At 69.7% G+C, this 17074-nt stretch carries 18 protein-coding genes; 6 read left to right on the forward strand and 12 right to left on the reverse strand.

What is annotated here, in order from left to right:
* Positions 1-9: 9 nt before the first annotated feature.
* The 4 genes from E1267_RS07685 to E1267_RS07705 all read left to right on the forward strand — a co-directional run bounded on the left by E1267_RS07685 (position 10) and on the right by E1267_RS07705 (position 4573).
* On the forward strand, positions 10-1050 hold the full coding sequence (locus tag E1267_RS07685) for a substrate-binding domain-containing protein (RefSeq protein WP_425465069.1): 1041 nt from the start codon (positions 10-12) through the stop codon (positions 1048-1050).
* A 183-nt stretch (positions 1051-1233) separates the two neighbouring features.
* Positions 1234-3192, forward strand: a complete 1959-nt coding sequence (locus tag E1267_RS07695) for a dihydroxyacetone kinase family protein (RefSeq protein ID WP_281283599.1) — start codon at positions 1234-1236, stop codon at positions 3190-3192.
* A 29-nt stretch (positions 3193-3221) separates the two neighbouring features.
* Positions 3222-3806 carry a ribose-5-phosphate isomerase gene (locus E1267_RS07700; RefSeq protein WP_132331225.1) on the forward strand — a complete coding sequence of 195 codons (585 nt, stop codon included), beginning with the start codon at positions 3222-3224 and terminating at the stop codon, positions 3804-3806.
* Positions 3803-4573 (forward strand): GolD/DthD family dehydrogenase, encoded by a 771-nt coding sequence (locus E1267_RS07705; protein ID WP_132331227.1) that lies wholly within the window; start codon positions 3803-3805, stop codon positions 4571-4573. Before E1267_RS07700 ends, E1267_RS07705 begins: the two co-directional genes overlap by 4 nt.
* Before the next feature lie 139 nt (positions 4574-4712).
* Here E1267_RS07705 and E1267_RS07710 read toward each other — a convergent pair whose 3' ends face one another.
* Positions 4713-5150: a glutaredoxin domain-containing protein gene (locus E1267_RS07710; protein WP_132331229.1), complete on the reverse strand. Its 438-nt coding sequence runs from the start codon at positions 5148-5150 to the stop codon at positions 4713-4715.
* An 87-nt stretch (positions 5151-5237) separates the two neighbouring features.
* On the opposite strand from E1267_RS07710, the gene E1267_RS07715 reads away from it, so the two are divergent.
* Entirely contained in the window at positions 5238-5846 is a 609-nt protein-coding gene (locus tag E1267_RS07715; protein WP_165959500.1) for a TetR/AcrR family transcriptional regulator, read from the forward strand.
* A gap of 156 nt (positions 5847-6002) precedes the next feature.
* On the opposite strand, the gene E1267_RS07720 is transcribed toward E1267_RS07715, so the two are convergent.
* The 7 genes from E1267_RS07720 to E1267_RS07745 form a co-directional block, all read right to left on the reverse strand.
* Positions 6003-6272: a GlsB/YeaQ/YmgE family stress response membrane protein gene (locus E1267_RS07720; RefSeq protein WP_132331233.1), complete on the reverse strand. Its 270-nt coding sequence runs from the start codon at positions 6270-6272 to the stop codon at positions 6003-6005.
* 36 nt (positions 6273-6308) lie between these two features.
* Positions 6309-7004: a TetR/AcrR family transcriptional regulator gene (locus E1267_RS07725; RefSeq protein ID WP_220449374.1), complete on the reverse strand. Its 696-nt coding sequence runs from the start codon at positions 7002-7004 to the stop codon at positions 6309-6311.
* Positions 7001-7159 carry a hypothetical protein gene (locus tag E1267_RS44130; protein ID WP_165959501.1) on the reverse strand — a complete coding sequence of 53 codons (159 nt, stop codon included), beginning with the start codon at positions 7157-7159 and terminating at the stop codon, positions 7001-7003. Before E1267_RS44130 ends, E1267_RS07725 begins: the two co-directional genes overlap by 4 nt.
* A gap of 155 nt (positions 7160-7314) precedes the next feature.
* Entirely contained in the window at positions 7315-8625 is a 1311-nt protein-coding gene (locus tag E1267_RS07730; protein ID WP_132331235.1) for an NAD(P)/FAD-dependent oxidoreductase, read from the reverse strand.
* 97 nt (positions 8626-8722) lie between these two features.
* The gene (locus tag E1267_RS07735; RefSeq protein WP_132331237.1) at positions 8723-9397 is read right to left on the reverse strand and encodes a pyridoxamine 5'-phosphate oxidase family protein; all 675 of its coding nucleotides are present in this window, start codon (positions 9395-9397) and stop codon (positions 8723-8725) included.
* Positions 9398-9529: 132 nt separating this feature from the next.
* The gene (locus E1267_RS07740; protein ID WP_165959502.1) at positions 9530-10198 is read right to left on the reverse strand and encodes a GntR family transcriptional regulator; all 669 of its coding nucleotides are present in this window, start codon (positions 10196-10198) and stop codon (positions 9530-9532) included.
* Between the two features lie 45 nt (positions 10199-10243).
* A complete protein-coding gene (locus E1267_RS07745) occupies positions 10244-11443 on the reverse strand; it encodes an MFS transporter (protein ID WP_165959503.1) in 1200 nt (399 codons plus the stop codon).
* Between the two features lie 211 nt (positions 11444-11654).
* On the opposite strand from E1267_RS07745, the gene dapB reads away from it, so the two are divergent.
* Positions 11655-12461: a 4-hydroxy-tetrahydrodipicolinate reductase gene (dapB, locus tag E1267_RS07750; RefSeq protein WP_132331243.1), complete on the forward strand. Its 807-nt coding sequence runs from the start codon at positions 11655-11657 to the stop codon at positions 12459-12461.
* Between the two features lie 93 nt (positions 12462-12554).
* Here the strand turns inward: dapB and E1267_RS07755 are convergent, their stop codons facing one another.
* From E1267_RS07755 to E1267_RS07770, 4 genes are read right to left on the reverse strand one after another with little or no spacing between them, the layout of a single operon-like run.
* Positions 12555-13391 (reverse strand): MOSC domain-containing protein, encoded by an 837-nt coding sequence (locus tag E1267_RS07755; RefSeq protein ID WP_132331245.1) that lies wholly within the window; start codon positions 13389-13391, stop codon positions 12555-12557.
* Between the two features lie 16 nt (positions 13392-13407).
* Positions 13408-15255 (reverse strand): dipeptide ABC transporter ATP-binding protein, encoded by a 1848-nt coding sequence (locus E1267_RS07760; RefSeq protein WP_132331247.1) that lies wholly within the window; start codon positions 15253-15255, stop codon positions 13408-13410.
* Complete coding sequence (locus E1267_RS07765; RefSeq protein WP_132331249.1) at positions 15252-16109, reverse strand: ABC transporter permease; 858 nt, start codon at positions 16107-16109, stop codon at positions 15252-15254. The genes E1267_RS07760 and E1267_RS07765 overlap by 4 nt, the downstream gene beginning before the upstream one ends.
* Positions 16106-17074, reverse strand: coding sequence for an ABC transporter permease (locus tag E1267_RS07770; protein ID WP_220449375.1), 969 nt, complete (start codon positions 17072-17074; stop codon positions 16106-16108). The genes E1267_RS07765 and E1267_RS07770 overlap by 4 nt, the downstream gene beginning before the upstream one ends.

The following is a 17074-nucleotide window of genomic DNA, read 5'->3' on the forward strand; positions in this document are numbered from 1 at the left end:
TCCATGCGCATGAAAAGCTTGCGTGCCGTCGCCCTCGCCGCCGCGGGCGCGACCCTGCTGGCCACCTCCGCCTGCGGCGCGGGCGACCCCAATGCCGGCGCGTCCGGCGAGGGAAAGCTCCGCGTCGGCATCAGCGTCTACGACATGTCATCCTTCATCACCGCGGGGAAGGCCGGCATCGACGCCTACGCCAAGGCCAACGACATCGAGGTCCTCTGGAACTCGGCCAACCTGGACGTCAGCACCCAGGCCAGCCAGGTCGACCAGTACGTCAACGCCGGCGTGGACGCCATCATGGTCGTCCCCGTCCAGGCCGACTCGCTCGGCCCGCAGGTCGCCGCGGCCAAGGCGAAGGACATCCCGTTCCTCGCCGTGAACGCCGGACTCGACAGCAAGGACCTGGCAGGCACCGTCCTGCCCGACGACGTCAAGGCCGGCGAGCAGGAGATGCAGATGATGGCGGACGAGCTCGACGGCAAGGGCAACATTGTCGTCCTCCAGGGCCCGCTGGGCCAGTCGGGCGAGATCGACCGTACCAAGGGCATCCAGAACGTCCTGGCCAAGTACCCCGACATCAAGATCCTCGCCAAGGACACCGCCAACTGGAAGCGCGACGAGGCCGTCAACAAGATGAAGAACTGGATCTCCAGCTTCGGCGACAGGATAGACGGCGTCGTCGCGGAGAACGACGACATGGGGCTCGGCGCCCTTCAGGCCACCCGCGAGGCCGGCGCCAGAATCCCGATCGTCGGCGTCGACGGCATCGAGGACGGGCTCAACGCCGTCAAGAGCGGCGACTTCATCGGCACCAACCTGCAGCACGGCACCGTCGAGCTGGCCACGGGCCTGGCCGTGGCCGCCAAGATCGCCAAGGGCGAGGAGGTCGACAAGACCCCCGTCTACCTGATGCCCAAGGTCACGAAGGACAACGTGGACACCTACATGGAGCACGTGGTCACCAGGAAGGACCAGTTCCTCCAGCAGCTGCCCGCGTTGATCGAGGCGAATCTCAAGACCGGCGACATCGCCAACGAGGAGGCGGCCGAGTAGGCCGGCCCGAGCAACGAGGAGATCCTCCATGACGACGATGCGGGCAGCGGTCCTGCGTGGCATCCGGCACCTGGCGATCGAGGAGCGGCCCGTCCCCCAGCCCGGACCCGGAGAGGTGCTGGTGCGGGTCGACGCGGTGGGGCCGGGGACACGCCGCTCGGCGAGACGGGGATCGAGCCCACCGTGCTCGCCGCCTCCGGCCGGGTCGACGTCGACAGCCTCGTCACCGGCCACTTCCCCCTCGCGGAGGCGGAGGCGGCGCTGCTCGCCGCCGAACGCGACCCGCTCGCCGTCAAATCAACCCCCAGCGATGACACGCAGCCGCGCTCGCCCCCCGCGACCGAAGGGACAACCTCAATGACCCGTCTGTACGACGACCCCGCCACCTTCACCGACGACATGCTCGCGGGGTTCCTCGACGTGCACCGCGACACCGTGACCGGCGTGCCGGGCGGCGTCGTACGCGTCACCGAGACGCCGCCCGGCAAGGTCGCGGTCGTCGTCGGCGGCGGCTCCGGGCACTACCCCGCCTTCTGCGGCGTGGTCGGGCACGGGTTCGCCGACGGTGCCGTCGTCGGCAACATCTTCACCTCGCCGTCGGCGCAGGACGCGTACTCGGTGGGCAGAGCCGCCGCCGGCACCGCCGGTCTGCTCTTCTCCACCGGCAACTACGCCGGCGACGTCATGAACTTCACCCTCGCCCAGCAGCGGCTGAAGGAGCAGGGCATCGACACCCGCGTGGTGTTCGTGACCGACGACATCGCCAGCGCGCCCGCGTCGGAGGCCGGCGAACGCCGCGGGATCGCCGGGGACTTCGTCGTGTTCAAGGTCGCGGGGGCCGCCGCCGAAGAGGGCTACGACCTCGACGCGGTCGAACGGGTCGCCCGCCACGCCAACGACAGGACCCGCACGCTCGGGGTGGCCTTCGCCGGGTGCACCATGCCCGGCGGCACCGAGCCGCTGTTCGCCGTACCCTCCGGGCGCATGGGCGTGGGCCTCGGCATCCACGGCGAACCCGGCGTCGGCGAGGACGCGCTGCCGCCCGCCGCCGAGTTGGCCCGGCGGCTGGTGTCCGGCGTGCTGGCGGAGAAGCCCGCCGGTTCCGGCGACCGGGTGACCGCGATACTCAACGGCCTCGGCACCACGAAGTACGAGGAGCTCTTCGTCGTCTGGCGCACCGTGGCCGCGCTGCTCGCCGGACAGGGGCTCGAGGTCGTCGCGCCGGAGGTGGGCGAGCTCGTCACCAGCCTCGACATGGCCGGGTGCTCCCTGACCCTGGTCTTCCTCGACGAAGAGCTGGAACGGTTGTGGTGCGCGCCCGCCGACACCCCGGCCTTCCGCAGGGGCCGTGTGGAACCGCGCACGGAGGTCCTTCGCGGGGTGGCGGCGCCCGGTGACGCCGGGTCACGCGATCGGCTCGGCGGACGCCCTGACCACCTGGCCGGGACCGCGCACCCGGACCAGCCGTCCGTGGCCGCGCCCGGCTCACCCGCCTCCCGCGCCTGCGCCCAGGTCGCCGTCTCGGCGCTCGAGGCGATGGCCGCCGCCATGGCCGGGGCCGAGGCCAGGCTGGGCCGCATCGACGCCGTGGCCGGCGACGGCGATCACGGGCGCGGGATGGTCAAGGGCTCGTCCGCCGCGTTCGCCGCCGCCCGTGAGGCGGCCGGAGCGGGAGCCGGAGCGCGGTCGGTCCTGGTCGCGGCGGGCGAGGCGTGGGCCGCGAAGGCCGGCGGCACGTCGGGCGTGCTCTGGGGCGCCGTGTTGTGCGCCGTCGGCCGGAGCCTGGGCGACGACCGGGAGAAGATCACCGGCTCCGGCGTCGCGGACGCCGTCGCGGCAGGGCTGAAGGCGCTGCTCGAACTCGGCAGGGCACAGCCCGGTGACAAGACGATGGTCGACGCTTTCGTGCCGTTCTGCGAGGCGCTGACCGAACGCGTCGGATCCGGGGCGGAGCTGGCCGCCGCCTGGCGGGAATCCGCGCTGGTGTGCGAGTCGGCGGCCGGGGCGACCGCCGGCCTGCGTCCCCGGGTGGGCCGGGCGCGTCCCCTCGCCGAACGCAGCGTGGGGACCCCGGACGCGGGCGCGACGTCGCTCGCCCTGTGCGCCCTCGCCGTCGCGGACGTACTGGAACGCGCCCGCTGAGTCGTACGAAGAGGAAGGGATGGGGGGCCATGCCTCACCAATGGCGCATCATCGTCGGTTCCGACGATGCCGGCCTGGAGTACAAGAACGTCCTGAAGGCCGACCTGGAGGAGGACGCCAGGGTGGCCGAGGTCGTCGACATCGGGGTCGGGGCCGACGACACGACACCGTACCCGCACATCGCCGTCACGGCGGCCCGGATGGTCGCCGCCGGCGAGGCCGACCGCGCGCTGCTGGTGTGCGGCACCGGGCTGGGGGTCGCGATCAGCGCCAACAAGGTGCCCGGCATCCGCGCGGTGACAGCGCACGACAGCTTCTCCGTCGAACGGTCCGTGCTGAGCAACAACGCCCAGATCCTCTGCTTCGGGCAGCGGGTCGTCGGCCTCGAACTGGCCCGCCGCCTGGCGAGCGACTGGCTCGGCTACCGCTTCGACGCCAACTCCAGCTCGGCCGCCAAGGTCAGGACCCTGCTGAACTACGAGTCGGGACACGACCTGGCCGACCAGGCCGAGACGTTGCGGCTGGGCGAGGAACTGGTGCACTCGTCCCTCGTCACCGGCGACGAACAGGACAAGCAGACCGTACAGATCAACAGCGAGGAGCAGTGCTCATGACGGCAGCGGAGAACACCCTCGACCTCACGTTCGGGCTGGAGGGCAGGGTGGCGCTGGTGACCGGCGGCGCGTCGGGCATCGGCGCGGCCATCGCCGCCACGTACGCGGCCAAGGGGGCCCGGGTCGCCGTCGTCGACATCGACCACGAGGCCGCCGGGTCGAGGGCGAAGGAACTCGGGGCGGGTCACGCCGGGTTCGCGTGCGACGTGGCCGACCCGGACGCGGTCAGGGCGGCGACCGGCGCGGTCGTGGACGCCTACGGCCGCATCGACATCCTGGTGAACTGCGCCGGTGTCGCGATCCTGGCTCCGGCCGAGGAGCTCGACGTCAGCGCGTTCGACCGGACGATCGACATCAACCTCAAGGGCACCTTTCTGATGTGCCAGGAGGTGGGCCGGCACATGCTGGCCGCCGGCCGCGGCAAGATCATCAACCTGGCGTCGCAGGCCGCCACCGTGGCCCTCGACCAGCATGCCGCGTACTGCGCCAGCAAGTTCGGCGTGGTCGGCCTGTCGAAGGTGCTCGCCTCCGAGTGGGCGGGGCGCGGAGTGACGGTCAACACCATCTCCCCCACCGTGGTGCTCACCGACCTGGGGCGCAAGGCGTGGGAGGGGCCGAAGGGCGAGGCGTTGAAGGCGCAGATCCCCGCGGGCCGCTTCGCCCTTCCCGAGGAGATCGCCGCCACGGCGCTGTTCCTCGCCTCGGACGGCTCCGACATGATCAACGGCGCGGACATCCTCGTGGACGGCGGCTACACGATCCGCTGACCGCGCTTTTCCGGAACGAGACCGGCGTCACCGCACCCGCCGTGCCACACCACCCCGAGGGGTACGGCCCTGCGCCCCACCCCATGACTTCGTGGTGGCGCATGGGGTCGCGCGGCCGTTCTGACGGCCTCACCGGCGATCAGGCAGGTGGGGAGAGTTGCCCGCGCACCCAGGCGACATCGGGGTTGACGTGTGCCTGGCCCGTCACCACGACGGTCGGCACCGTCTCGTTGCCGTTGTTGGCCGCCCTCACCGCCGCCGCACCGTCCGGGTCACGCCAGATGTCGACCCAGTGCATCCGGTGGGCGTTGCGGCCCAATCGGATCCGCAGGCGCAGGCAGTATCTGCACCCCGGCCTCCAGTAGACGATCGGCCGGCCGTCGACCGCGCTGCGGCGCTGCGCCTCCACCGCGGCGATCGACCGCGGGAAGAGCAGCGACGAGTGCATGACGGCGAGGAGCCCGAACACCAGCAGCAGAGCGACGGCCGCGCCGGGAGCACCGCTGGACACTTGGGTGATCGCCGCCAGCAGGCCGCAGACCGCGAACACCGTCGGCATGGCCCAAGCGCGCCTCATGGGACGCAGGCTACCGCCATCGTGCGGGTGGACGGGTCGCCGAGTAAAGTGCACATGATGCGCAGTTGTCAGCTACGAGAGGCGGCCATGGCACCGGCGATCGACGATCCGCACAACGCGCGCAGCCGGCGCACCCGCGACGCCCTGCTGGCGGCGACCAGGGAGATCCTGGAGCGTGACGGGTTCGACGCCCTGACGATGGCCGAGGTCGCCGCCCGCGCGGGTGTCTCCCGGCGCGCGGTCTATCTGCACTTCCGCTCTCGTACCGACCTGGTGACCGCGTTGTTCGGGCATGTGGCCGGGCGGGAAGGGCTGGCGGAGTCGCTGGCCGAGGTGTGGAAGGCTCCCGACGCGGCGGAGGGGCTGCGGGCGTGGGTACGCCACCTGGTCCGCTGCCACCCGCGCCTGACCGCGATGAACCACGCGCTGAGCCGGGTCGACCCCCACGACGCCGGCGCCGCCCGGCACAAGGAGACGGTCGCGATCGCCCAGATGGACAACTGCCGCCGCATCGCCGCCCGCCTCGCCGACGAGAACCGGCTGGCGCCCCCGTGGACCGTCGACACGGCGGCCGACATGCTCTGGAGCCTGATCTCGACCGACCTGTTCGACCGCATCATGGCCGGTCGGGGCTGGCCGGAGGAGCGGGTTCTGGAGCATCTGCTCGTGCTCTACGAGTCGACGTTCGTGCGCTGAGCAGTTCATCGACATCACCGGGCCGGGCCGCTACCAGGTGCGGCGCGCGGTGGAGACGGCGGCGAAGCTCCAAGCGGTCCGCGTCCCGTCGTGATCACGGTAACGCCGGACTGCGGGCGACGGGCGGCCGTGGGTGCGCCGCCCGCCGCCCGTACGTCACTCGCGGCGTCTGCCGTACATGCCGACCGACAGCGAGACGCCCAGGGCGGCCAGGGCGACCTGGATGCCCAGCTCGATCCAGTCGATGCCGCCGGTGTCGGCGACCCCGAGGGCCGCCGCGATGGCCGTGCCGATCAGCGCGGCGACGACGCCGATCACGATGGTCAGCCAGATGGGGATGCGTTGCCGCCCTGGGATGACCAGCCGCCCCAGAGCGCCGATCACGATGCCGATGATGAGACCGGAAATGATGCCGGTGATCTCCACGCTGAACTCCCGAGACTCGGTGGTCCGCCTGCCTGCTCAACGATCCTGCGGCGACGGCGGTTCCTCCAGCCGCGCAGATTGTGCGCGCGTGGCCAGATCGAACAGGGTCGTCAGCTCTCTGGCGTAGCCGGGCAGGTCGAGGTCAGGCGCGCTCTGCAGCAGGAAGGGCAGGCTGTCGATGCTCCGCTGGATGGTCGCGGCCATGACGAAGGTGTCGAAGTCGCGGAACTCGCCGTTGTCCTGGCCCTTGCGCAGGATGGCCTCGACGTGGCCGACGACGTTGCGGTCGTTGGCGGCATCGTAGGAGCGGCTGCCGCCCTCGATGTCGCGGAAATTCAGGAAGATCGCCATCAGGGCCTGCATCTGGACGCGGTGTTCGGCGATGAACTCGATCGCACCGGTGATGTACGCGCGCAGTTCGCCGCGTGCGTCAGGGTGGCCGGTCATGCGTTCGGCGATGAACGGGCCGAGCCGCCCGTAGACCTCGGCCACAACGGCGCTCATGAGTTCGGCCTTGCCCGCGAAGTGGTAGGAGATCAGCCGGGTGCTGCTCAGGCCGGCGCGTTCGGCGATCCGGGCGAACGTGGCCTGGCCGTAACCGAGTTCGGCGATCGTGTCGATGGTGGCAGTGATGATCTGCGCGCGGCGGGCGGTCGCCGTGAAGGTGTGAGGGGCATCGGTTCCTGCTGGCACAGGTAATTGTATCCGGATTGATCGGCCGCCGACAATCACGCTCCGCGCGGCCCAGTGACGTTGCGTGTCCCCAGCTTCTCGTGCGCCTGCCGATCGAAGGGCCGCCGACGGACGAGGAGGAGGAGGTTCCAGGCGTCGGCCACGGCGTCCGGCCTGTCGCCCCTGCGGCCCGGTGCGGGCACCTCGACGATCACAGGGTTCTCCATTACCTTCTGCGCGGGCGCAGCCGCAACCAGTGAGCACCGATCCCGGCGTTCGCCCCCGACGCACGCGTCAACGGTCTGGAGGGAGGAGGTCAACAGGTGGAAACGTGGGGACGGCCAAGCCGGCGATCGTTCCGGGGGCAGCGCTAGCCGATCACGGTCCCGGTGGAGTCCGCGTTGACCGTTCGCCGGCGGGAGAACGCCCCGAGATCGACGGTGAGACCGGTGTGCTCACCGCGGTACTGCACCGGGTGGCTGTCGTGGTCGTGCCCGTTCTCCACGGCAGCGACGATCGCCGCCATGAAACGCCCGGCGACGGGTGCGTTCTTGAACTGGTTGCCGCTGGTGCCGATCGCGACGTAGAAACCGTCGAGCGAGGTGCGGTCGTAAAGGGGAGTCCAGTCCGTCGAGACGTCGTACACACCGGCGATGCCGCTTGGCCGAGCCGGCACACTCAGGTTGGGAAAGCGCCGTGCGGCGCGTGTCACCTGCGCGTCGAAAAGCGCCACTGTCGGGCGGAGGTTCGCCTCGTCCGGATCGTCCAGCCACTGCATCGGGTCGCATTCCGGCTCGGTGCCACCGACATAGAGCCCGTTGCCGGGTGCGCCGCGCAGATAGGTGCCCAGGTCCAGGTCCGCGATCACTGGTCCAGGCCGGTCGCCGTGGTTGAAGTTGGGGGGTGCGGCCACGAAGTGCACCTCTTGTCGCATCGGACGGGTCGTGATGGCGAAGTCGTCACCGACGCCTGCCATCTGGTTGAAGGCCGACGACCACGGTCCCGCCGCATTGACCACGATGGGCGCGTCCACCTGTTCGCCGTTCGCCAGGGCGACGCCGGCGACCCGGCCTCCGGTTCGTCGTACGGCGGTGACCTGACTGTCGTACACGAACCGCGCACCCGCATGGCCGGCGGCGTCAGCGAGGTTGACCGCGGCCAGCGTGGGATCGTCCACCCAGCCTGCGTCCGGGGTCCACAGGGCGCCGAGTTGCTCCGTGGGATCTGCCCAGAACCCGTCGTCGTCGAGCCTCTTGGGTGGCCAGAACCGGCCCACGTCGAGTCCTGGGATCCGCTCTGCCAGCAGGGACGCATCCCACGTCTCGTAAGGGATGCCGGCCCGATCGAACAGCGGCACCACCCTCTCCTTCGGCGCCGCGTCGACATCGAGGAACACCATGCCCGTCCGCCAGAACCGGGCCATTCCCGCCCGGTCCACGAACCCGAGGTGGTCCGGCCAGCTCTCCCAGCAGTGCCGGGCCTCCCACGCCGCGGCGACGCCAGGAAAGGTCGAGTAGTTGAACCGGACGACCGCGCTCGATGCGCTCGTCGAGCCCTGTCCCGGCCCTCCGAGACGATCGACGACGACGACCCGGAAGCCGGCGCGAGCAAGTTCGAGAGCCGTCGACGAGCCGATCACGCCGGCGCCGACGACCACGACGTCCGCGGTGATAGTCACCATGCCATCCTTGCCCGATGCGGCGCCCGGCCGTCACCGTCACCTGTCGAGGAAGGGAACCCATGGCCGCGCCACCGGATCAGCGCGCCGCACCCAGCCGTCACCGCAGTGGCCGACCGGCCATATCGGCGACGTGGTCGGGGATGGCGGTCGCGGTGCGGAGCTTGGGGTCGGACAACGGCTCGCCCCAGGTCTGCGTGAGGGGTAGCACCCCGGCCCAGATAGGACGGTCGTAGTCGCCGGCCTCGCCGTTCGGCGGACCTTGCCGTACCTTCACCGAGGCCTCCTCCAGTGGAAGGGCGATCACTATCGTTGCGGCCAGTTGCTTGCGGGTGGGGGCGTCCAACGTCGCGCTGCGCCCCGGCACGAGCTGGTCGGCCGCGGCGCGCAGCCCCGCAACCTGCTCGCGCTGGTCGGTCACGAGCCGCCCCCGGCCGTAGATCATCGCGGAGCGGAAGTTGACGGAGTGGTGGAACAACGAGTTCGCCAGGACGAGCTCGTCGACGTCCGTCACCGACACGCAGAGCTCAGCGCCGTCCCTCGCGGCGGTGAGCACCTGGTTGGCGACGGATCCGTGCAGGTAGAGGGTGTCGTTGATCCGACCGTAGACCATCGGCACCACTCGCGGGGACCCCTCCACGACTGCGCCGACGAAGCACATCAGACCGTCGTCCAGGATCGCCTCAAGGTCGGCGCGGTCTGTCCGACCGCGCTCGGGAAACCGGCGCAACCGTGTACGGCCAGTTGCGGACAATGAGCGCGCTGCCTCATCCATAGCAACCTCACACACTAGGTTTTAAATGTAGCATTGCACATGGATGACCACCGGGAAAGGGTCTGTTCTCCATCGCTTCAAGGAGTACGCAGCGGACCGTGTAGCCGAGGCCCCGCTGAGGGGACCGGCTCGTCAGGAGCCGGCGGCCTTCTCGGCGGGCCAGGCACGTCGGGAGCGCAGGATGTGGTGCTCGACGAGTTCCTCGGTGCGCCGGCGGTCTCGGTCTTTGATCGCTTCCATGATCTCGAGGTGCTCGTGGGCCGAGCCGGCGAGGCCACCGCTGGCGGCGAGCTTGCTCACGTCGAAGATCCGGGTCTGGTTCCTGAGCTTCTCCACGATGCTCACGAGCCGAGGGTTGCCGGAAAGAGCGAGCAGGCCGAGATGGAACTCCTGGTCTTTCTCCAAGTAGGTCTCGTAGTCGCCGCTGCCGGCCAGGTCCGGCAACCGGGCGGCGAGCTCGAGCAGTCGAGGCAGGTCGTCGTCGTTGCGCGACTCGGCGATCTCTCCGCTCGTCGGCACCTCAAGGAGCACTCGAAGCCTGAGAATGTGGTCGAGATCCTGAGGGGTGAGGTCGGCGACGCGATAGCCGCGGCTGCGGACCGCGACGACCAGGCCCTCGCTCACGAGATCCAACATGGCTTCCCGCACCGGTGTCGCGGACACGCCCAACTGGCCGGAAAGAGCGGAGACCGAATACAGCACTCCCGGCGCGATCTTGCCTGTGAAGATCGCCCGTCGGATCGCGCGCGCCGCCTGTTCGCGGAAGCTCGTCGACGAGATGTTGCCGAGTTCGTTGGCCACCGTCAATCCCGCTCCATGTGTGCGTTATATGTTGTACAGCATACTTCACATAGTGGTTCCGGCCGGTCGGTCAACAGGTGGCTGGCGAGGGCAGTGACGGTAACGCCACACCTGGATGCCGCCGAGCAGCCACACCGGATACTGCAGGCACATCGCCCATCGGTATGTCTCGGCGGGCGGGGATGCCGAGCCGGCGTCGATGACGATGCCTATGGCGAGGACGACAAGTACGGACGCGCCGAAGCCACCGAAGTTGACGATCCCCGTCGCCCGGCCGAGTTGTGACCCAGAGACGGACGTACGGACCACGTCGAAACCGATCATCGACGCCGGGGCGCAGATCCCGACGGCCACAGCAAGCACACCGAGCAGCGCGAGCGGCGCGTCTCCGGGCCAGAGCAGCGCGGCAGTCCACGTCAGGGCGGCCCCGGCCAGAACGGCCATGACGATCGTCGGCCTCAGCCGGCTGTGCCGGGCGACATAAGCGCCGATCAGCGGCCCGCCGGCGACGACCACGGCGGTTGGCAGACCGACCATGACGGCAGCGGTCTCCCGCGCGACGTGCTCTGACTGGATGAGGTACGGATAGCCCCAGAGCAGGCAGAACACGTTGAAGGGAAACAGAAGCGCGAAATGCGACCAGAATCCCAGCTTCGTGCCTGGGTTGCGCCACGTCACCTGTACGTCGCGGATGATCGTGGGCAGGCTGTCCGGAGCGCATTTCCCTGACCGACGGGGTGTGTCCCTGACGACCACGAGGGCGAGGACTCCCACGACGACCCCGAACGATGCGCTGACCAGGAGCGTCGCCGTCCAGCCGAACGCGAGCAGCGACCGGGAGAGTGGTGCCGCGGCGGCGAGCGCGCCGAGTCCGCCGACAGCCGCCGTGGTCGTGACCATCACCATCGAGCGTCTCGGTGGGAACCAGGCGGTGACGAGACGGAGCACGCTGATGAGGATCATGGCGTCACCGGTTCCGACGAGCATTCGTGCGACGAGAGCACCGATGTACTCACCCGTGACGGCGAACCCCAGTTGGGCGCAGGTCATCACGGTGGCTCCGGCGACGAGCAGGCACCGGGGGCCGAATCGGTCGACCAGCATGCCGACGGGGATCTGCATCGCCGCATAGACGAGCAACTGACCTACGACCAGGCCGCCGAGCTGTGTCGCGGTGATGTCGAACCGATCCACGGCGGCGGGGCCGGCCGCGGAAAGCGCCGACCGATAGAAGGCGGCGACCACGTAGACGGAAACCGCCGCAATCCACACGGCATACCCCGTGCGGGGCGGTGGAGGTGGCGATCGATGCCCGGCCGCCGCGCCGGCCTTGCCCCTGGGCGCCGCACGATGGCCGCACTGATCGCTCAAAGTCGATTCCACTCATCCACCTATAATACTTTACCTACTACATGTGATATTTTAAATAGAAGATGGCCACAGCATGGAGGATGAGATGAGCGTTCGTGTGTGCGTCTCCGGCGCCACCGGATGGACCGGCCGCGCCGTCGCCGCAGCGGTCATCGAAGCTCCTGACCTGGAGCTGGTATCCGCCGTGAGCCGCTCCGCGGCCGGCAGCGACCTCGGCGCGGCGTGGGGGCAGGACACGATCGGCGTCCCCGTGCACGGCCGGCTGGCCGAGGCGCTCGACGACGTCGACGTGGTCGTCGACTACACCTCGCACGAGACGATCCGCGCCCACACCATCCAGGCCATAGAGCACGGCGTGCACGTGGTCGTCGGATCGTCGGGACTGAGCGCGCGCGACCTCGAGGAAATCGACGAGGTCGCGCGCATGGCCCGCGTCGGGGTGTTCGCCGGGGGCAACTTCTCGCTCGGCGCCACGGTTCTGACCCAGGCGGCGCTGCTGGCCGCACAGTATCTGCGGACCTGGGAGATCGTCGACTACGCGTCGCAGAACAAGCCGGATGCGCCGAGCGGGACGGCCAGGGAACTCGCCGAGCGGCTCGCCGAGCACGGCCCGCCCACGGTCGACCGTCCTGTCGCTGACACCGGAGGCCATGTCGAAGCACGTGGCGCGACCGTGGCCGGCACCCAGGTTCACTCCCTGCGGTTGCCGAGTTACGAGCTGGCCACCGAGGTGATCTTCGGCGGGGCCGATGAGCGTCTGGTGATCCGGCACGAGAGCGGGCACAGCGCGGAGAAGTTCGTCGCGGGCACGCTGCATGCGATCAGGAGCGTGCCGGGTGTCATCGGCGTCGTTCGCGGCCTGGATCCTGATGCACTGGCCCAGCAGGCGTGACGCATAGCCGGCGCCGCGGCGCAGCCGGGACTGCCGGGCTGTCGACAGCGTGGTCCGCTCAGGCGCGCGATGTCTCGATCCCCGCGCCGGACATCACACCGTTCGATCCGCGTCGCCGACCTCCCGTGACCGGGGTTCGACCGTCCCCGCGAGCAACCTGACCGGGTCGCCGACACTGACCGGACCGGGCCGGATGACCTGGGCGTGCACGCCGAACGGCAAGGGCTCCGTCGTCGCCAGGTCGCCTCGGTAAGCTGCCAGGTGACGGAGCGTCTTGAGGTCCATGACGCCCGTGTCGGCGTGCCGGGTCGTCGCGGCGCAACGGCCCACATGCCCGGCGATCCGCAGGACCGCCTCGCCCACCTGAAGGTCACGGCCGACCCATTGGTCCTCCTCGTGCGCGTCGAGGCCGGAGAACCCGAAGGTCATGCGGAAACGTCGGTGATCGATCGGCTCGGCCAGCCCGGCCACCTCACGCAGCCGCTCGAGCGAGGCCAGTGACAGCACGGAGACGACGCCCTGCCTGCGGTCGAAGGACAGCCACCCGGGTGGCGTGGCCATCAGGCGCAAGGAGACGCCGCAGTGCTCGGACAGCGCCGCCGAGAACTCGCCTTCGACCGGACGTGCGCGCAGCTCCGTGTCGAAGAAGCGCACTCGCGTCGCAGCACCCAGCCGCACCGTGTCCGCCACCGAACGGCCGTCGGGGAACCGCAGGGCGAGCCGGCCGGCCACTGGGTCATGATCGGGCACGACCGCCGCAAGGGGGCCGACACGCTTCATGCTGATCATCACGTTCCGGTCGTCGACGACGAAGAACGCCCTGTCGCCGGGCACGCCGTCGGCCGTCAGCCGCACCTCGCTGCGCGGGAGCAGACGGAGGCCCTTGACCGGCGCCACCGAGATCCAGTCGACCGCCATTCGCCGGCCCATGCCACCTCCACAATCGTCACGTGAGCCAGGTCCCCGTCGGCCGGGGTATGGACTCGATGAGCTTCTTCGTGTACTGGTCGGCCGGGCGTGCCAGCACCTCGTCGACGGGACCTGACTCGACGATGTCGCCCCGGTACAACACGTAGACGCGATCGACGATCTGACGGACCATCGCCAGGTCGTGGGTGATGAAGAGGTAACCGATGCCGCGGTCGCGGTGCAGCCTGGTGAGCAGGTTGAGGACCTGTGCCTGTGCTGACATGTCAAGTGCGGAAAGAGGTTCGTCGAAGACGAGGAGCTTCGGGCGGACCGCCAGCGCACGTGCGATGGCGACTCGCTGCCGCTGCCCACCGGACAGGATAACCGGTTTGCGTTGTGCCAGCTCCGCGGGCAGACCGACGGACTCGAGCAGCTCGGCGACCCGGGCCGAGGGGTCGGTCGCCGACGGGTCGTGCAGCCTGACCACCTCCTTCAGGGCCGACCCGATGGTGCGCATGGGATTGAGCGACGAGTAAGGATCCTGGAACACCATCTGCACGGTGTGGCTCAGTCTGCGTCGGTCGCGGGCATCCAGGCGAGACCCGGCGCTCACGGCGACTCCGTCGACGACGAGCTCGCCGGACGTGATGCGCTCCAAGCCGACCAGCGATCGAGCGAGGGTCGTCTTGCCGGATCCCGACTCGCCGACCAGCCCGACGCTCTCGCCGTACCCGATCTCGAACGAGACGCCGGCAAGGGCCGGCGCCTGGTCACGGCGGCCGTCGAACACTTTGCGCACGTCACGACCGCGAACAAGAGGTCCGCCCGATGGCGGCCGGGCCGGTGGGAGTGGCTCGGCGAGCCTCATGCGGGAGCGCGGGTGCGCCATCTCGCCGTGGATCTCGCGTACGCGGGTGCACGCGGACAGGTGGCGCGGCGCCACCTCGGTCAGTGGCGGCGTGCCGTTCCGGCAGGTCGGCGTCGACCAGGCGCAGCGCGGCTCGAACGCGCATCGGCCGGCGACGTCGTCGGGCACCGGCACCGCGCCCGGTATGCCGGTCAGCTCCGCCACGCGGCGGTCCACCGGTGGTTCGGAGATCAGCAGGCCGTGGGTGTAGGGATGCATCGGTGTGCTCTCGAGCTCGGCGGCCGCCGCGGCCTCGACCAGGTGACCCGCGTAAAGGACGTAGACCCGGTCGCACATGGCGAAGGCGACGCGCAGGTCGTGGGTGATCAGGACAAGCCCCATGCCTCGAGCGGCCTGGAGCTTCTTCAGCAGCAGGAGGATGTCTCTCTGCGTCGTGACGTCCAGAGCCGTCGACGGCTCGTCCGCGATGAGCACCTGTGGCTCGGACGCGATCGCCGCGGCGATCGCAACGCGCTGACGCATGCCGCCGGAAAGCTGGAAGGGATAGCGATCCGCCACGGCTTCGTCCGTAATGCCCACCTCGGCGAGCCGCTCGATCGACTCGGCGCGACGCTGCCGCCTGGATGTGCCCCGGCCGGCGTCGGGCAGCGACTCCTCGATGACGCGACCGCACTTCCTGACGGGATTGAGCATCGTGAACGGGTCCTGCATGACGAAACCCAGCTCCGAGCCGCGGATCCGGCGCCATTGTCGTTCGGTCAGTTCGAGCAGGCTGCGTCCGCCGTAACGGATCTCGCCACGCGACACGAACACGGAAGGCGGGAGCAGCCCGACGACGGCTCGGGCGGTCATCGACTTCCCGCTGCCCGATTCGCCGACGATGCCCACCGTCTCGCCGGCCGCCAGGGAGAGATCCAGCGAGGACACGATGGTCGTCGCAGTGCCGCGTCCGGCTGCCTCGATGCGCAGCCGCCGTATTTCCAGCGCGGGCTCGTCCACGGATTCCACCTCGTTCATCGGCTGAGGCCTCGCTCGGACAGGCGTTGGTACACCCAGTCACCCAGCAGGTTCACGCACGTCGCGGTGAGGATGAGCAGGCACCCTGGCGCCACGACCGAAGCCGGGTTCTCGAACAGGTTCGTACGGTTCTCCGCGATCATGAGGCCCCAGTCAGGTTGGCCGGCATCCGCGCCGAAGCCGAGGAAGGACAGGCCCGACAGTGAGACGAGCGCCATCGCGAACGCGAGGAAGGAGTTCGCCACGGTCACCGCGGACACATTCGGCCAGACATGGAAGAGAGTGAGACGCCACCACGGGACACCGAGTGTCCTGGCCGCCTCGACGTACGGGCGGGGGATCTGCTCGAGCGCGGCGCCGCGGATGACGCGCGCGTCGAACGGGACGAGCAGGACTCCGAGCACGGCGACGGCCACCCAGTAGCCTCCGCCGAGCGCGCCGATCACGACCACCGCGACGAGCAGGCCGGGGAGCGCGAGCATCAGGTCGACCCAGCGCATGACGACACTGTCGACCCACCCTCCACGGCATCCGGCGATCAAGCCGAGGGCGTTGCCGAAGACCATCGACACCAGCGTGACGATCAGTGGTCCGAGGAGGGCGGCCCGCGCGCCGACGATGACCCGCGACAGGATGTCGCGCCCAAGCGCGTCCGTCCCGAGCCAGTGGCTCTCGGTGGGCGGACCGAGCCCGATGGTGAGATTCGCGCCCATCGCATCGTACGGCGCCATGGACGGCCCGAGGGCGAGCGCGCATATGACCGCGAGAAACGCGAAGCAGAGGCCGGCCGTCACGTCCGACCGGTTGGCGGTGCCATGCCGGCCGGATGCCGTCCTCTCGCTGACTCCGTTCATGCCGCCCGCCCTCCAAGTCGCACGCGGGGATCCACGGCCATGGAGAAGAGATCGGCGACCAGGTTCGCGGCGATGACGATGACGGCGACCAGCATCACCACTCCCTGGACCATCGGCACGTCCTTGGCGGCGACGGCCTGCACGAGCAGGCTTCCGATCCCTTGCAGCGAGAACGCGACCTCGACGAGGACGGCGCCGACGACGAACTGGATGAAGGTGAGCGCGCTGATCGTCGTGATGGGGATCAGCGCGTTCCGCCCCACGTAGCGGAAGAGCACGGTGGTGATCGACAGGCCACGTGCGCGCGCGAACACGACGTGATCCTGGTCGAGCACCCCGAGCATCGCGGTGCGGGTGTGCTTGACCAGGAAGGCCGTGCTGGAGGTGGCGAGTGCGAGCGCCGGCAGCGTGAGGTGCCACAACGTGTCGAGGAAATCGGTGCCCTGCCCGAAGGCGGGGAACACCGGCACGAGGATGGCGAAGGCGTACAGCAGCAGGAGCGCGGTCGCGAACGCCGGAGCACTGAGCCCGACGAGCGTCGACGCCACGATGGCGCGGTCGAGGATGCTGTTCCTTCGCAACGCGGCGAACAGGCCGAGCAGGACGCCGGCCACGGTGGTCAGGACGAAGGCGTAGCCGCCGAGGAAGAGAGAGACGCGCAGCCGTGCGCCCAGTTCATCGGTCACGGGCAGCGCCGTCTGGATGGACTGGCCGAAGTCGAGCGTGACGGCGTCCTTCACCCAGATCCAGTACTGCGTCAGGAGTGGCTCGTCGAGGTGGTGCTCGGCCCTGAGGCGCTGCAGTTGCTCGGGCGGGATCGATCCCTTGCCGCCGGCGAGGATCTGCTCGGCGCTTCCCGGTGAGAGGTACACCAGCGAGAACACCGCAAGAGAGATGACAGCCAGCAGCAGGCATGCCGCCACGAGACGCTTGAACAGAAGGAAGGCCGTGCTCCGCACACTCAT

Origin of the sequence: Nonomuraea longispora (assembly GCF_004348345.1) — a bacterium.
Taxonomy (GTDB): Bacteria; Actinomycetota; Actinomycetes; order Streptosporangiales; family Streptosporangiaceae; genus Nonomuraea; species Nonomuraea longispora.

Coding starts and splice junctions, on each gene's coding strand:
- E1267_RS07730 (WP_132331235.1), bottom strand. CDS start 8,625: ATGGTGACTATCACCGCGGACGTCGTGGTCGTCGGCGCCGGCGTGATC.
- E1267_RS07685 (WP_425465069.1), top strand. CDS start 10: ATGAAAAGCTTGCGTGCCGTCGCCCTCGCCGCCGCGGGCGCGACCCTG.
- E1267_RS07760 (WP_132331247.1), bottom strand. CDS start 15,255: ATGAACGAGGTGGAATCCGTGGACGAGCCCGCGCTGGAAATACGGCGG.
- E1267_RS07715 (WP_165959500.1), top strand. CDS start 5,238: ATGGCACCGGCGATCGACGATCCGCACAACGCGCGCAGCCGGCGCACC.
- E1267_RS07710 (WP_132331229.1), bottom strand. CDS start 5,150: ATGAGGCGCGCTTGGGCCATGCCGACGGTGTTCGCGGTCTGCGGCCTG.
- E1267_RS07770 (WP_220449375.1), bottom strand. CDS start 17,074: ATGAGTGTGCGGAGCACGGCCTTCCTTCTGTTCAAGCGTCTCGTGGCG.
- E1267_RS07705 (WP_132331227.1), top strand. CDS start 3,803: ATGACGGCAGCGGAGAACACCCTCGACCTCACGTTCGGGCTGGAGGGC.
- E1267_RS07765 (WP_132331249.1), bottom strand. CDS start 16,109: ATGAACGGAGTCAGCGAGAGGACGGCATCCGGCCGGCATGGCACCGCC.
- dapB (WP_132331243.1), top strand. CDS start 11,655: ATGAGCGTTCGTGTGTGCGTCTCCGGCGCCACCGGATGGACCGGCCGC.
- E1267_RS07755 (WP_132331245.1), bottom strand. CDS start 13,391: ATGGGCCGGCGAATGGCGGTCGACTGGATCTCGGTGGCGCCGGTCAAG.
- E1267_RS07735 (WP_132331237.1), bottom strand. CDS start 9,397: ATGGATGAGGCAGCGCGCTCATTGTCCGCAACTGGCCGTACACGGTTG.
- E1267_RS07700 (WP_132331225.1), top strand. CDS start 3,222: ATGCCTCACCAATGGCGCATCATCGTCGGTTCCGACGATGCCGGCCTG.